Source organism: Alkalihalobacillus alcalophilus ATCC 27647 = CGMCC 1.3604 (assembly GCF_000292245.2).
In the GTDB taxonomy this organism is placed as follows: Bacteria; Bacillota; Bacilli; order Bacillales; family Bacillaceae_D; genus Alkalihalobacillus; species Alkalihalobacillus alcalophilus.
The window spans coordinates 35,557-51,143 of record NZ_ALPT02000031.1 but is presented as its reverse complement, the minus strand read 5'-3'; the positions used below and the strand labels follow the sequence as shown (position 1 = coordinate 51,143).

The 15,587-nt window shown below is 38.5% G+C and carries 11 protein-coding genes and 1 pseudogene; all 12 read right to left on the bottom strand.

The genetic code is table 11. From position 1 onward, the window contains the following. Window positions 1-257: 257 nt before the first annotated feature. The 12 genes and pseudogenes from BALCAV_RS10105 to ctaG all read right to left on the bottom strand — a co-directional run bounded on the left by BALCAV_RS10105 (window position 258) and on the right by ctaG (window position 15,502). A complete protein-coding gene (locus tag BALCAV_RS10105) occupies window positions 258-1,004 on the bottom strand; it encodes an alpha/beta hydrolase (RefSeq protein ID WP_003324861.1) in 747 nt (248 codons plus the stop codon). A gap of 292 nt (window positions 1,005-1,296) precedes the next feature. Beyond that, window positions 1,297-1,476, bottom strand: a complete 180-nt coding sequence (locus BALCAV_RS10100; protein WP_003324862.1) for a YjzC family protein — start codon at window positions 1,474-1,476, stop codon at window positions 1,297-1,299. Between the two features lie 1,020 nt (window positions 1,477-2,496). Beyond that, a complete protein-coding gene (gene argF, locus BALCAV_RS10095; RefSeq protein WP_003323824.1) occupies window positions 2,497-3,450 on the bottom strand; it encodes an ornithine carbamoyltransferase in 954 nt (317 codons plus the stop codon). A 25-nt stretch (window positions 3,451-3,475) separates the two neighbouring features. Continuing rightward, window positions 3,476-6,636 (bottom strand): annotated as a pseudogene (locus BALCAV_RS10090) (carbamoyl phosphate synthase large subunit). After that, window positions 6,629-7,711, bottom strand: coding sequence for a carbamoyl phosphate synthase small subunit (locus tag BALCAV_RS10085; protein ID WP_003323827.1), 1,083 nt, complete (start codon window positions 7,709-7,711; stop codon window positions 6,629-6,631). Before BALCAV_RS10085 ends, BALCAV_RS10090 begins: the two are co-directional and overlap by 8 nt. Before the next feature lie 102 nt (window positions 7,712-7,813). After that, entirely contained in the window at window positions 7,814-8,980 is a 1,167-nt protein-coding gene (locus BALCAV_RS10080; protein ID WP_004428288.1) for an acetylornithine transaminase, read from the bottom strand. A gap of 16 nt (window positions 8,981-8,996) precedes the next feature. After that, window positions 8,997-9,782, bottom strand: coding sequence for an acetylglutamate kinase (gene argB / locus BALCAV_RS10075; protein ID WP_004428290.1), 786 nt, complete (start codon window positions 9,780-9,782; stop codon window positions 8,997-8,999). Window positions 9,783-9,800: 18 nt separating this feature from the next. Next, window positions 9,801-11,033: a bifunctional ornithine acetyltransferase/N-acetylglutamate synthase gene (argJ, locus tag BALCAV_RS10070; protein WP_052044364.1), complete on the bottom strand. Its 1,233-nt coding sequence runs from the start codon at window positions 11,031-11,033 to the stop codon at window positions 9,801-9,803. A gap of 14 nt (window positions 11,034-11,047) precedes the next feature. Beyond that, a complete protein-coding gene (gene argC / locus BALCAV_RS10065) occupies window positions 11,048-12,085 on the bottom strand; it encodes an N-acetyl-gamma-glutamyl-phosphate reductase (protein ID WP_004428294.1) in 1,038 nt (345 codons plus the stop codon). A 362-nt stretch (window positions 12,086-12,447) separates the two neighbouring features. Next, window positions 12,448-13,581, bottom strand: coding sequence for an IS200/IS605 family element RNA-guided endonuclease TnpB (tnpB, locus tag BALCAV_RS10060; RefSeq protein ID WP_040323852.1), 1,134 nt, complete (start codon window positions 13,579-13,581; stop codon window positions 12,448-12,450). 378 nt (window positions 13,582-13,959) lie between these two features. Beyond that, entirely contained in the window at window positions 13,960-14,565 is a 606-nt protein-coding gene (locus BALCAV_RS10055; protein ID WP_003323673.1) for an SCO family protein, read from the bottom strand. A gap of 13 nt (window positions 14,566-14,578) precedes the next feature. Next, complete coding sequence (gene ctaG, locus BALCAV_RS10050) at window positions 14,579-15,502, bottom strand: cytochrome c oxidase assembly factor CtaG (protein ID WP_003323672.1); 924 nt, start codon at window positions 15,500-15,502, stop codon at window positions 14,579-14,581. Window positions 15,503-15,587: the final 85 nt, after the last annotated feature.

Here is a 15,587-nt window from a genome sequence, read left to right as displayed (position 1 = left end):
TAAAAGCGAAGTCCGTTTGCTCAGAAGCGAGAAAAAATAAGAACAGCTGATGAAGACGCTCTTTGTCTTCACTCAGATGGGCGATTTTTCTCGAGCTTCTAACGGACGTAGCTAGATTGATTAAAAAGCGAAGCCTGTTCGCTCAGAAGTAATAATAAAAAAAACGATAAGTTTGCGACGTCAATTCCCACACCTTGTATCTAAATCCTGTGGGTAAGAAATCGAAACCCTCTCCGCCGTCACTTACAGAGAGGGTTTTATAACTTTTTTTCATGTTTTTTGTAAAACGAACGAACGGGCTGTAAAAAGGATGAAAAACTTTTCCCTAAACCATATATACTTAATGATATTGGAAGCTCATTTGCGACACAAAATTGTTCAAATCTTCTACTATGCTGGGCAACCGGATATTTTTTATCAGCCATTAAATGATATATATGAATAGGCAAACTTTCTTGCCATTTTTCCAAATTAATTAACTGACTACAAAAGCTCTCTGTTACTTGTTCCTCTGGTATTTGGTGGGCCAGTGAAAACTCTTGCAAAAAGCGTTTAAAAAACAATTTATTTTTTTTCTCTTCGTTGTAAACCGTCTCCACATAAATACATGGATTTAAAAGAAAGACAGAGCGGATTAAATCTTTTCTTTTTTCTATTAATCGCAAAGCAACTAACGCCCCAATTCCTTCTGCAAACAGATGGAATTTTTTATTTAGAATTTGCTTTTTTATTAAAAAGTGATGTAATTGCTCAATATATTGACAAGCCTTATCACTCCCCCAATGCTTTCCAAACAATTGAGAAGTAATAACTGTATACCCTTCTTCAACTAAAGCTTTTAGAAACGAATATCTTTCCGGATGTTGTTGCCATATACTTGTATCCTCTCCAACCGTACGCTCATTATCCGATAACAGGATGACTGCGAAGCCATTAGGACGATAAGGCATATAAACAACATTCGCTTGTTCTTCTATATAAAAATAGTGCGTATAGATAGTCATGTCCTCGCCTCTTTATCATTTTCTACTCCAGTTATGTTTCATCCTTATATTACCGTATGCATAAAAGAGGGAATAGGAGACAGCAACGTACAAAATAGACAAGATGACATAATTGAAAATTTTTCTAGACATGCTTTATGTATATGAGGGAAGGTCGTGAAAAATGTAAAGAGGTTCATGAGATTTTAACTAGTTAAATCACGAGTTTAAGCTTCAAACTTTTTTAAACAAAAAAACCTCGCCCTTTGTCTATGATTTTACAGACGTAGGGGCAAGGTTTCTTTAAAGTTCATTATGGTTTTCTTTTTGGTGTCCATTTACGATTATCATTTGTTGTTTCTGGAAATTCATCACCTGCGTGCAGTTTAACTGACTTTGGTTTTGTGACCGGATCTCCTGTTTCACCTATTTCAACATAAATCCCATTATTGGGAGCCTTTTGACCAGGCACAAACTGTCGGTTTTGACCCATAATCTCTCCCTCCTTTACCGATATCATTTCCTAAAGGGAAAAAATCATGAATCCAATTTCCCGACTCTCTCTAAATTCCAAAAATTCTCTGGTCACAAACACTCATATTATTTACTCAACTTTCGTATCGAGAAAATCCGTTCAACTAGTTGGCAGAGCGAAAGGGAAGCTCTTAAACAAATGCCCTTGACACGTTTGAAAAGCGAGAACGCACTATCACACAAAACGGATAATCTGTGCATTAAGAAAAAATAGACAATGCTCTTCTTCGGCTGTCGCTCCCAAACAGACACTCCGCGTCCTGCAGGAACCTCATGAGCCTCCTCAGCGTTTCACGCTTGCGGGGTCTCATTGTACGGTTTATTCCTGCGGGAGTCTCCGTGTCTGTTTGTCCGCTAGATACTGGAATCGAATCTAGGTTCGGTTTTCTCATGGAATAAAAAAACAATCATGACTTCAACGTACATTAGCTTGAGAATGATTTTTCTCCTTCATGACTAAATCCGTTACAGTTATAAACCAATCAGTGTTGATGCTCTGTACGTTAGCTAGATGATCGAGCTTGTTTCGATTGGAATCATCTCTTTTCATGACGGCAGACTTAGGAAAAAATAGGTGGCAACGACCTATTTAGTTCCATAACCAACAAAGTGAAGAAGAAGGTTCTTCTGCGTTAGAAATAGCTGATTGAGAATGGCCATATCATCAAGCCTCTCCACGACACTTAGCGGACAAAACCATACGGAGACTCCCGCGGGGAATAAACCGTGGAGCGAGACCCCGCAAGGCTTGCCGAGGAGGCTCGCAAGGTTCCCGCAGGACGCGGAGTATGGTTTTGGTAGCGACAGCCGCAGCTCTTCATTATTAGTGAACCGTTTCCTTCAACTGCCTACCAAGAAAGAGATGTGTTTAGACTGTCAACGATTGAACCGTTCATGTAAAGTCAATTTGAGTATTATATCGCCCTAAAGTTAATCTCTATTAACGGTTTAGGGTCAATTATACGCTGCGAAAGTTGAGTTATTTAATTAATGAAGCTAAAATCGCTTTTTGAGCGTGTAATCGATTTTCCGCTTGATCATAAATGGCAGAATGCTCACCATCGATAACACCTGCTGAAACTTCCTCACCACGGTGGGCTGGTAAACAATGTAAAAAGAGATAATCCTCTTTTGCCCCACTTACTAATTGTTCACTCACTTGAAAAGGGGCAAATGCTTTTTCACGTTCTGATTGCTCTTGTTCAAAGCCCATACTTGCCCATACATCTGTATAGATGACATCGGCATCTTGCACGGCTTCTACTGGATCATAAGTAAGCGACACCTTTGCTCCTGTTTCTTTAGCCGCTTCTTTAATTTTTTCAAAAATAACGGGATCGACTTCATATTTTTCAGGAGTAGCCACTACGACATCCATTCCTACTTTTGCTCCAGCCGCTAATAATGAATGGGCGACATTATTGCCGTCTCCGACATAGACAAGCTTTAAACCTGCAAATGTTTGTTTATGCTCATAAATCGTTAGTAAATCAGCCATCGCTTGACAAGGATGATAATAATCGGTTAAAGCATTAATGACTGGGACCTCTGAATGCTTAGCAAATTCCTCAACGTTTTGATGGGAATTAGTTCGAATCATAATAGCATCGACATAACGTGATAAGACATTCGCTGTATCCATAATTGGTTCGCCACGACCAATTTGTAAATCCCTTGGACTTAAAAATAGAGCATGCCCACCTAATTGGGTCATTCCAACCTCAAAGGAAACCCGTGTTCTTGTCGAAGCATTTTCAAAAATCATTCCTAAAGACTTACCAGCAAGCAGGTTGGTTGTGATACCACTCTTCTGTTTACTCTTCAACTCCGCGGCCAAATCCAATAATTGCTTTATCTCCTCTGGTTGATAATCCAATAACGTTAAGAAATCACGACCTTTTAAATTTATTTTCTCAACCGTTGTATGTTCCATTTTATTCTCCCCTTTTCCAACTTACTTATTGCTGATTTAATAAAGCTAAATTTTCTTCTTCTGCAGCGAGCCATTCTTGTAAAGAAACACAAGAATAATTTTCCATTCCAACTCCTTTTAACATCACTTCAAGAGTTGATAATTCCGTAATCACTGTCACTCTTTGTTTTAATGCTTCTTTACGCTTTTTGGCTCCATTTTTATACCCTGGTTTTGGCAAAGAAATAAAGGCGGTCGCATCGTCCTGTTGAATCCATGTATCAAAATCATTTGTTGTTATCACAAAGCCAAGTGTTTGTAGTTTTTCTGTATAAAATAAAACCTCTTCTTTATATAAAGGATCGGCTTCAATATAAATCGTCCCTTTTTGACGATACAAAGCTGGGATTTGATCTTGTGTCCAAGCAAATGCTTTATGGAAAGCTTCTTTCAAGTCATAACTCAGGCTAATTAGTTCACCCGTCGATTTCATTTCCGCCTCTAAAATCGGATCAAGACCTGCCAACTTTTGATAGGAAAAAATCGGTGCCTTGACTGTATAAAAGGATGTAGGGGGAACCATTTTCTCTTTCAGCCCTATTTGGACTAATGAACTCCCTAATAATAGTTGAACCGTATAATTGATCAATGGTTTGCCATAAACTTTGCTTAAAATCGGCACCGTTCTTGATGCCCGTGGGTTAATTTCAATCACATACACTTGCTCGTTATATAAAACAAATTGAATGTTAAAAATCCCTTTAAAATCAATTCCTTTAGCTATTTTTTCCGTATAATCAATGACCGTTTCTTTAACCTCATCACTTAAAGAGAACGATGGAGTTACAGCGATACTGTCACCTGAATGAACACCTGCTTTTTCAATATGCTCAAACAAACCCGCAATATAAATGTCAGCTCCATCTGATAAGGCATCGATTTCAAATTCAACTCCTGGATAATAAGCATCAATTAACAGCGGAAAAGTGAGTTCATGATTTTGATCTTCAAAATAAGCGAGTAGCTCTTGTTCTTCGGTAAAAATCATCATTCCTTGCCCACCAATCACATAGGAAGGACGTATGAGCACAGGATAACCGATCTCTCTAGCTTTATTAATGGCCTCTCTTTGGTCATTAGCGGTTACACCTGGAATATGTGGAACCTCTACTTCTTTCATAAAGTCATAAAATAAACCACGATCCTCAAGCTGATCAATTGTCTTTTGGTTCGTTCCGAATAATTGAACACCTGCTTTTTCAAGTCCTTCTACTAAGGAAATAGCGGTTTGTCCACCTAGTTGCACGATAACACCTTCTACTTGTTCCAGCTCTACAACAGATAAAACATCTTCTACTGTTAACGGCTCAAAGTAGAGGCGATCGGCCGTCGCATAGTCGGTACTGACCGTTTCGGGGTTATTGTTCATAATAATCGCTTCATACCCGAGTTCCCGTAAACTAATCGCTCCATGGACCGAACTATAATCAAATTCAATTCCTTGCCCAATTCGAATCGGACCAGACCCAATGATTAAGATTTTTTTATTTCCACTTGGAATCACATCATTTTCCCCTGACCAGCTTGAATAAAAATAAGCCGTTGAGGCGGTAAATTCTCCTGCACAAGTATCGACCATTTTATAAGATGGATAAATGCTAAATTCTTTTCTTTTTTGACGAACATCCGCTTCTTCCACTTGCCACACTTCAGCTAACCACTGATCAGCAAAACCATATTTTTCAAGCTAGACAATGTCTCGAAATCAACCTCAGCCAAAGAGGTCATACGAATTTTAGCTTCCATCTCTATTAGCCGTTTATAAGCCGCTAAATAAAAATGATTAATCGCCGTTTTCTCATGAAGCTCTTCAACCGAAACGCCTCTTCTAATGAGTTCAAGCATTGCAAAAAAACGACGATCATCCGCTTGTTTGACAACAGTCCATAACTTTTCAGTCGTCCAGTCATTTAAAATCGTCAATGAAAGTCCATTTGTTTTAATTCCCAGGGAACGAACTGCTTTTTGCAAGCCCGCTTCAAGGTTCCGCTCAATCGCCATCACTTCTCCTGTTGCCTTCATTTGCGTTCCTAGTGTCCGATCGGCATGAACGAATTTATCAAAGGGCCATCTCGGAAATTTGACGACAATATAATCTAAAGCTGGTTCAAAACTGGCGTACGTATGACCAGTAACAGGATTTAATAATTCATGTAAATGATAACCAAGGCTTAATTTTGCCGCCATTCGAGCAATTGGATAACCAGTCGCTTTTGATGCTAAAGCTGATGAACGACTGACACGTGGATTAACTTCAATTAAATAATATTGTTTACTATTTGGATCAAGAGCAAATTGAATATTACAACCGCCAACAATCCCTAATGCACGAATGATTTTCAAAGAAACTGAACGAAGCATTTGATATTCAACATCTGTTAATGTTTGTGAAGGGGCCACGACGATTGAATCACCAGTATGAACACCGACTGGATCAATGTTTTCCATATTACAAACCGTGATACATGTATCGTTACTATCACGCATCACTTCATATTCAATTTCTTTAAATCCCGCAATGCTTTTTTCAATTAGACACTGATGAATCGGACTTAAATCGAGGCCGCCTTTGATTGTTTGAATTAAGGTTTGTTCATCTTCAGCAATACCTCCACCAGCTCCCCCAAGTGTATAAGCAGGGCGAACGATGATTGGATATCCGACTGAACGGGCAAAAGAAATCGCGTCTTCAACCGTCGTGACAATTTCACTATCGGGTACCGGTTCTCCTAATTGACTCATTAATTCACGAAATAATTCCCGGTCTTCTCCTTTTTTAATCGAATCAATTGGTGTTCCAAGTAATTGAATTTGATGTTTTTCTAGTACACCTTGATCATGTAGCGCTAACGCTAAGTTCAAACCCGTTTGACCACCTAATGTCGCTAAAATGCCATCTGGTTTTTCTTTTATCAATATTTTTTCGATATTTTCAACGGTTAAAGGTTCGAAATAAACGACATCTGCACATGATTCATCCGTCATGACGGTCGCAGGATTATTGTTAATTAAAATAACCTTTACTCCCTCTTCTCTTAAAGCTAAACATGCTTGTGTACCCGCATAGTCAAACTCTGCCGCCTGACCGATGACGATCGGACCAGAGCCGATGACTAAGACTGTTTTTATCTCTATTTGTTTAGGCATATACTTTCTCTCTCCCTTTTGACTTCACCATACTAACAAACATCTCAAACATTTTTTCACTATCACTCGGTCCAGGGTGTGCTTCTGGATGAAATTGAATTGATAATATCGGGAAGTTTTGATGTTGTAACCCTTCAATCGAACCATCATTAATATTATAAAATCTCGGTTCCAAGCCCGTTTTGTTTAAACTTCCTTCCTTAACAACATAACTATGATTTTGTGAAGTCATATACACTTTATTCGTTACTTTATCTAAAACAGGTTGGTTCGCTCCACGGTGGCCAAAACGTAACTTTTCTGTATCTGCCCCAAAGGCTAAGGCGAGCAGCTGATGGCCTAAACAAATGCCAAGGGTTGGATACTTTTCGGCGATTTCTTTAATCGTTGTTAAATAAGGAGCTAATTGTTTTGGATTTCCCGGTCCATTTGATAACAGAATGCCATCTGGTTTCAATTGCTCAATCTGCTCCTTCATTTTTGTAAAAGGAACGACGGTTACTTGACAGCCAAGCTTTACAAGTACATCAACCATCGATTTTTTATAACCAAAATCAACTAAGACGACATGCTCTTTACCATTACCAAAGGAAAGAATCTCATTTGTGACAACATCTGAAACAACATCCAATTGGTCCAAAGGAGTACTTTTAGAGAAATCTACATTTTCGGGATTTGTTGTCATAACCGCACGCATATCACCATGTTCACGAATTCTTTTCACAATCGCACGTGTATCCACATTAGTTATTAAAGGAATGTTGGAGTTTCCACAGCCGTTTTCTAACGAATGATTTGCTTCATAATGATAAGCACCTTTTGATAATTCACTGACAATTAAAGCTGATGCTTGTGGTTTAATACTTTCGTAATCCCCCTCGTTCAAACCGTAATTTCCGATAAGTGGATACGTAAAGACAACCATTTGTCCCTTAAAGGAAGGATCACTTAACACCTCTTGATATCCTGTCATCCCTGTAAAGAACACGATTTCGGCATGAATGTCTTTATCTAACTTCCCTTGAATATCACCTTTAAAAATCTCTCCTGTTTCCAGTACAATATATCCGTTCATTCTAACTCCTCCATCCAAACGAATCTTTATTCTTTTACAAGTATGTTTATTCATTCATCCTCAAAATAATAGGCCTCTTTATTTAAAAGCCGTGTTTACTAACTATAAACTTACCGAAGACGTCTCATACACTTCTTTTATCGAGTCAGCTAAAATGTGAACCGCCTCATTCATTTGTTCATAAGTTACGTTTAATGGCGGTAATAAACGAATGACATTCGGACCTGCTGGTAACACGAGCAACCCCTTTTCACGAGTTTTTCTTAAAATCTTATCGATCGGCTTCGTACACTCCACACCGATTAGAAACCCTAAACCTCTTACTTCTTTAATGATGGAGAAATTCGCTAATTCCTTTTGCAGTGAAGCTTTTAAATCGTTTGCCTTTTCTTTTATCTCATTATAAAAATCTTCGTCAAAGATTTCTTCTAAAACGGCTTTTGCTGCTGTCATCGCTAGTGGATTGCCACCAAATGTTGAACCATGTGAACCGGCTTGAAAATAAGGTTTTAAATGAGCTTTCCCGAGCATCGCCCCAACCGGAAAACCATTTCCAAGTCCTTTTGCTAAGGTAATAATATCTGGTGATAAACCGAAATGCTGATAAGCAAAAGCCAATGCTGTCCGTCCAATACCCGTTTGTACTTCATCAATGATAAGCAAGATTTGGTGCTGCTGCGTGAGCTGTGTAAGTTCATTTGCATATGACTGTTCCATAACTCGTACGCCACCTTCACCTTGGACAACCTCAACCATAATTGCCGCAACATCATCATCTATTAATTCCTTTAAGGCCTCGATATCATTTAAAGGAGCATAGACAAAACTTGAAACGAGTGGCCCAAAACCGGTATGAATTTTTTCTTGGCCAGTTGCTGACATTGTTGCGAACGTCCGTCCATGAAATGAGTTTTGTAACGTAATGATTTTATGTTTTCCCGTTGCTTTACGAGCTAACTTTATCGCTGCTTCGTTGGCTTCAGCTCCACTGTTACAAAAGAACGCACAATCAGCGACACTGTTCTCAACTAAAACCTTAGCTACTTCTTCCTGCTTCTCAATTTGAAATAGATTGGAGCTATGCCATAATGTATCTAATTGACTTTTCACAACCTCTGTCACTTTTGGATGGCAATGACCAAGATTACTTACAGCAATTCCTTGGACAAAGTCGATATATTGTTTTCCATTTTGATCAAATAAATAAGTTCCTTGCCCTTTTTCTGCTTCCACTTCCCACTTTGCATAGGTTGGAAATAATGAACTCATTTCAATTCCTTCCTTCTTATGTCGCGGTTGTTGCGACTTGTTTTTTGGTAATTTTTGTTCCATAAATGGTTCCATTTGCAAACAAGGACGTTCCTTTTCCGTTCATAATCCAAACAGACTGTAATGAACCAGTCAAGCTCTTCAGTGCAGCCTTTACCTTTGGAATCATCCCACCATAAATCGTTCCATCATTTATATATAAAGCAATCTCCTCTGCTGTTATCGTTGGCAGTAGATGTTTATCTTTTAATATCCCATCAACATCTGTGACAAAAACAAGTTCTTCCGCCTTTAATTCAGCTGCAATAATTGCCGCGGCACTATCGGCATTAATGTTATAATGTTGGCCACTTTGATCGACACCTATTGGAGCAATAACTGGGATAAAATCACTATCTAATAAACTTAAGAGCAATTTCTTATTTATTTGAACCGGTTCTCCAACAAACCCTAACTTTTCCTTGTCAATCGCTTCAGCTACGATTAATTTCCCATCTGTACCAGATAAACCAATCGCCTTGGCTCCTACTGATTGCAACTTACGCGTTAACTGTTTATTCATTTTTCCGCATAAGACCATCTCAGCTGTTTCAAGAACTTCTTCCGTTGTTTTTCTTAATCCATCGATAAAGGTTGATGGAATTTGTAATTGAGTAAGCATTTTATTAATGGCAGGCCCACCACCATGAACAATGATTGGGTGTTTTCCTGCATTTTTTAGTTGAACGATACTTTCAAAAAACGATTCCGTTAGTTCTGTAATCGTACTTCCTCCACATTTCACGACCACAATATTATTCATGAAGTCTTCCTCCTTTTATTAAGTCCGATAACCGGCATTAATTCTGACGTAATCATATGTTAAATCACAGCCCCACGCTTTTCCAAAACCTTCTCCTATATGCAAATCAACAAAAATTTGAACGACTTCATTTTTTAAGTAATTGGTTGCTTCTTCTTCTGAAAAGTGGACAGGCTGACTGTTTTTTAATGTATCAATCGAACCTAAACGAATATCAATCTCTTCTGGATTAACTTCACATCCACTATAGCCAATCGCACAAATGATTCGACCCCAGTTAGCATCTGTTCCATAAATAGCTGTTTTCACTAAATCAGAACCGACGATTTGTTTAGCAATCATTCCCGCCTCGTGGTCATTTAAAGCTCCACTTACTTGAACTTCAATTAACTTCGTTGCCCCTTCACCATCTCTTGCTATTTGTTTCGATAAAGATTCACAAGTTAGCTTTAAAGCTTGATAGAAATTCTCCCAATCTGGATGAGCTGGAGTTAAAGAATCATGGGTGGCTAACCCTGATGCCATCACAACAACCATATCGTTTGTAGATGTATCTCCATCAACTGTAATCCGATTAAATGTTTGATTCGTAATCGATGATAGTGCTAGTTGCAGCACATCTGATTCAATATTGGCATCAGTTGTTACAAAGGAAAGCATCGTCGCCATATTCGGGTGAATCATTCCCGACCCTTTTGCAACCCCACCAATTGACACCGTCACGCCATCTACAGTTGTTTGATAACAAGCTCGCTTATTAATGGTATCTGTTGTTAATATCGCTTGATTAAAATTCTCTGCTGCTTCAAACGAGGAATCTAGTTCGAAAAGTTCAATCCCATTACGAATTTTATCCATTTGTAAATATTCACCGATGACACCAGTAGATGTAACAGCAACTAAATGTTCCTCACAATTGAACTTTGTTGCACTTAATGCTCTCATTTCATAAGCATCTTTTAAACCTTGTTCCCCCGTACATGCATTAGCATTGCCACTATTAACGACTAATGCTTTAATTTTTCCCTCTTTAGCAATGCTCTCTTTAGTTACTTTTAATGGAGCAGCTTGAATTTTATTTAATGTATAAACGGCTGCCGTGTTCGCTGGAACCTCACAAACGATCGCTCCTAAATCTAGGCGCTTCCGTTTCACTCCAGAATATACGCCAGAAGCTTTAAACCCTTCAGGTGTTAAAATACTTCCCTCTATTTTTTCAATTATTTGCTTTTCTTTATTTAGTGTTCTCACCACTCGACACTCTCCTATGGGTAAACCGGTACAAAAGCAAGCCCTGTTTGCTCTTCCCAGCCATTCATAATATTTAAATTTTGGATTGCTTGACCTGAGGCCCCTTTAACAACATTATCGATAACCGATACAACGGTTATCCGACCTGTTCTTTTATCATAAGTAACCCCGATATCACAAAAATTACTTCCGTACACTTCTTTTGTAGCAGGGAAAGCTCCCTCTGGTCGAACTCGAACAAATGGGGCTTGTTGATAGTTTTCCTCATAAAGTTTCCTTAAATCTGATTCAGTTATTGGGGCTTTCGCTTTTGCATAAATCGTTGCCATAATCCCTCGAACCATTGGAACTAAATGCGGTTGAAATGTAATTACTTCTACGCCCTCATCCCACTGTTGTAAAATTTGCTCAATTTCTGGTGTATGTTTATGCTTATTAATTTGATAAGCTTTAAAATTCTCGTTCATTTCACTAAAATGAGTGATCGCACTTGGACTTCTCCCCGCTCCTGAAGTTCCTGACTTTGCATCCACAATAATCGAATCCAATTCAATTAAATTCGCTTTAATTAATGGTGCTAATCCAAGCAATGTCGCGGTTGGATAGCAACCAGGATTAGCGACAACTTTCGCTTTTTCTATCGCTTCTTTATTCCACTCTGGCAACCCATAAACGGCTTGATCGATAATGGATTGACTCGCAGACTCTCTTTTATACCAAGATTGATAGATTTCTGTGTCTTTAATTCTTAAATCGCCTGATAAATCAATCACCTGTACCCCAAGATTGACGAGTGGCTCCGACAATTCTGCTGAAACTCCCGGTGGTGTCGCCAGAAAGACAATATCGACTTGTTTGGCTATTTTTTCAACGTTGATCTCATTTAACGACTGTTCATAAATAGTGGATAGATGTGGATACGATTCATGAATATGCACGCCTTCTTGTGATGATGAATAAAGGATGATTTCATTCACCTTTGGATGCTGATGAAGCAACCTAAGCAAATCTGCTCCACCGTATCCTGTTGCTCCAACAATTCCTATCTTCATCTAAATCTCTCTCCCATTCATACCTTAGCTTTTTTTGATCTTGGTAACATTATAAATATGAATAAAAATAAATTCAACTGTATTTTTATTTTATTTCAAATAAATTCGAAAATACTTTTTTTATAAAAAGATTAGGGAAGCTCTTTCGTTGATTCTAAAGTACTTTAACGCGTTTTTTTATTAAATTCATCATGTGACAAGGATTGTATAAATGAGGAAGTTGAACTACTCGCCACTTAGCTAACGCTTGAAGTGGGAGATTCTTGGAAACAGAGCGTACTTGCCAGCGCATTTCTTTGCCAACAGAGGTTTCTCTTATGGACCAAGCTATCCCCGTCGATTCCTACGGTTCTGTATGTTGTTTAAGCCAAATGGAAGGTTCTTACCCCTTCGGCTAGAATATTTTGGCTGGCATTGATATCTCGATCGTGATGTTTATGGCAAATAGGACACGTCCAATCCCTTATTTCAAGAGATTTCTTTCCATCTTGATGTCCACATTCGGAACAGATTTGACTAGACGGAAACCACCTGCTTATTTTCACAATGGTTTTCCCGTACCATTTCGCTTTGTATTCTAATTTTGATACAAAGGCAGACCAGGATACATCCGAGATCGATTTGGCTAATTTATGATTACGCAACACTCCTTTGGTGTTCAAGTCCTCTATACAGATCAGATCGTGGTTTTTGATGATGTCTGTACTTAACTTGTGAAGGAAATCGTCACGTTGGTTTCTGACTCTTTCGTGCAATCTAGCGACTTTACGTTTTTGCTTCTGATAGTTTTGGGCATCAAATAGATGAATACCCTTATTTTTAGCATGTAAGTCACGTCTTGGAAGTTTTCGCTGTTCACGTCTTAATTTCTTTTCCATTTTGGCTGTGAACGTATGGTTGTCCATCTTGTGACCATCCGAAAAAACCGCAAAGTCCTTGATGCCTAAATCTATACCGATAGATGATTCCGTTTTCTTCAAGGGCTGTACGTCTGTTTCGACTATAATGGATACAAAGAACTTTCCGCTTGGATTTCGTCTGACTGTAGCGCTCAGAATACGTCCTTCAACCTCACGACTTTTGGCCAAGCGAACATACCCTAGTTTCGGCAATTTAATTTTGTTGTCTACTATGGCAATGTTATGGTTTGTTTCTTTCGTGGTGTAGGATTGTACCTGATTCTTTTTAGACTTGAAGCGAGGTGCTTTATTTTGTTTCTTGAAGAATCGAGTAAAGGAATCAGCAAGGTTTTTCAGGGAGGATTGAAGGGCAATGCTATCCACTTCTTTTAGCCATACGAATTCCTTTTTTAGTTGGGTTAATTGGGCCGAACAAGAAGAATACGTTAATCCTTTACCTGTTTCTTTGTATGTATCGTTCCATTGCCCTAAAAAGCGATTGAATACGAAACGAGAACAGCCGATGGTTTTGGCAATCAGGGTTTCTTGTTCTTTGGTTGGGTAGAGACGAAATTTGTACGCTTTGTTGATGAGCATTGTTTTCACCCCAAACAGGAATGTACGTTCTTATTATACCCTAACAAGAATCTCTTTGGCTACCGCCAACCGCCATTCATCTCCCCCTTATCGTTGGGTTTCTCCCTTCACACGATTGAAGAGGGAGTCTTCTGTCGGGAAATGATAAAACTTATGTACAAAAACAGCTCTATACAAAACTGAGGCTACTGAAAAACTATCACTCGTTACCTTAGTTAACCTACTCCGCAATCTGCACGCCCTGTGCGTTCCGCGGGTGAACCGGGAGCAACAGCCGAAGCACCCTATTTTATAATCAGTCACATTTTACTTTTAAACAAAAAAGACCCAAAAGCTTCGAAAACTAGCCTTTGAGTCTCTACTTATTTACTTACACACTTACATTTCTTGTTCAATTGCCGCTTTAATATCTTCTATAATTGGCTCCTGTTGTGGCTGCATTCCATTATAGCTACGGATTACTTGGCCTTCCTTATTCACTAGATAAAAAGCAGTACTATGGGCAATATCATCCTCCATCGGCTGAACACTTGCTTTAAACGCTTCTCTAGAAAAATCAGCAATCTCATCTTGTTCATAACCCGAAAGGAAATGCCACGTCTCTAAATTAGCCCCAACATTTGTGCCATACCCTTTTAAGTGCTCTGGAGTATCTCGTTCTGGATCAACCGTAAAAGTGACAAATTGAATATCAATTCCATCACCTTCTAGCTCCGCTTGCAAATTTTGCATATTCGGCGTCATCGTTGGACAAACCGTCGTACAGTAAGTAAAAATCATATTTGCTAAATAATAATGACCTTCTAATTCATTTGTGCCAAAGGATTCCCCATTTTGATTTACAAATGAAAAGTCAGGTACATGAGCATCATATCGAACATAATCATATTGCTCGTCCATATTCGAGCCGCCTAATTCATACAACCAACCACATCCCGAAAGCACAAACAGAAGGACAAAACCAGTAATTACCTGTTTCATCATCTTAAATTCCCCTTTATTCCGTTCTTATTTGTGATGGAATATCACTAATGGATAGCTCACCATCTTGTTGCTTTTCTTTCTTTAACCATTGCTTAAATACATAAGCAATCGTGATGCCATAAATAATCTCTTGCATAATTTTCATTTGCACACCAGCTAGCTGTTGATCCATTCTCGTTTCCAAAAGGGCAAACGACTGTGGACCAGCAAATATATCATATGGGATCGTTGCACCTGCTGGTAAACAATAAGCCATCGCATTGGCCCATATCGCTGGGTTTGTATACACTTCATACATCGCTTCTGGTGCAAATATAATTAAAGCACATGCTGGTGTAATTAATAGACCATTCAAAAAGATATACAAAATTCGTTTCAAATCAGACAAGTAAGCATGACTTGGAACAGGTTGAATCATAAACCACCACATTAAAAATGCTGCAAAAAATAAGCCGTACTGATAAAAACTATGCAAAACCGGATTTTGCATAAGAGTATCAAACATAAACGGGACATGATAAAATGAAAACAATCCATTAAATAAAAATAAAGCCATAATCGGATTCCAAACAAACAATAACGGTTTAGAAATACGGTATTTTGTGATTTTATGAATAATCGCTTCATAAACCCATGTTGGAATCGATAAAATTAGTAGTGGGACAGCAACAATATAAGCTAGTACCATTTGTGTCATATGTAAAGAGAGCATCAAATGTCCAGCAATATATAATGGGCTCCCCCATCCTAAATAAAGGGCGACCAAAAATAAAACAAAATAAACTTTTTTCCTTAAAGGTACGGGCTCTGAATGACTGAAACGTTTGCTCCATTTTGTGATAAACATCCAATAGAGAAGACCTAAGAGCACTAACCCGATAATAAGCTCTGGTGTCCAGAGGGCTCGCCATGTAAAGGTAGAAAATAATGACTGCATCTTTTGAACCTCCTAAAATGGGAGAATAAATTCATCGAAAGCAATTTCTCCACTCATAACTATAACATAATCAATCACAAATTTT

What these genes read in the sequence shown, in the direction of transcription:
- BALCAV_RS10100 (WP_003324862.1), bottom strand. Translation starts at nt 1,476, where the DNA reads ATGGGTCAAAACCGACAGTTTGTGCCTGGTCAAAAGGCTCCCAATAAT.
- tnpB (WP_040323852.1), bottom strand. Translation starts at nt 13,581, where the DNA reads ATGCTCATCAACAAAGCGTACAAATTTCGTCTCTACCCAACCAAAGAA.
- ctaG (WP_003323672.1), bottom strand. Translation starts at nt 15,502, where the DNA reads ATGCAGTCATTATTTTCTACCTTTACATGGCGAGCCCTCTGGACACCA.
- BALCAV_RS10055 (WP_003323673.1), bottom strand. Translation starts at nt 14,565, where the DNA reads ATGATGAAACAGGTAATTACTGGTTTTGTCCTTCTGTTTGTGCTTTCG.
- argF (WP_003323824.1), bottom strand. Translation starts at nt 3,450, where the DNA reads ATGGAACATACAACGGTTGAGAAAATAAATTTAAAAGGTCGTGATTTC.
- BALCAV_RS10105 (WP_003324861.1), bottom strand. Translation starts at nt 1,004, where the DNA reads ATGACTATCTATACGCACTATTTTTATATAGAAGAACAAGCGAATGTT.
- BALCAV_RS10085 (WP_003323827.1), bottom strand. Translation starts at nt 7,711, where the DNA reads ATGAACGGATATATTGTACTGGAAACAGGAGAGATTTTTAAAGGTGAT.
- argC (WP_004428294.1), bottom strand. Translation starts at nt 12,085, where the DNA reads ATGAAGATAGGAATTGTTGGAGCAACAGGATACGGTGGAGCAGATTTG.
- argB (WP_004428290.1), bottom strand. Translation starts at nt 9,782, where the DNA reads ATGAATAATATTGTGGTCGTGAAATGTGGAGGAAGTACGATTACAGAA.
- BALCAV_RS10080 (WP_004428288.1), bottom strand. Translation starts at nt 8,980, where the DNA reads ATGAGTTCATTATTTCCAACCTATGCAAAGTGGGAAGTGGAAGCAGAA.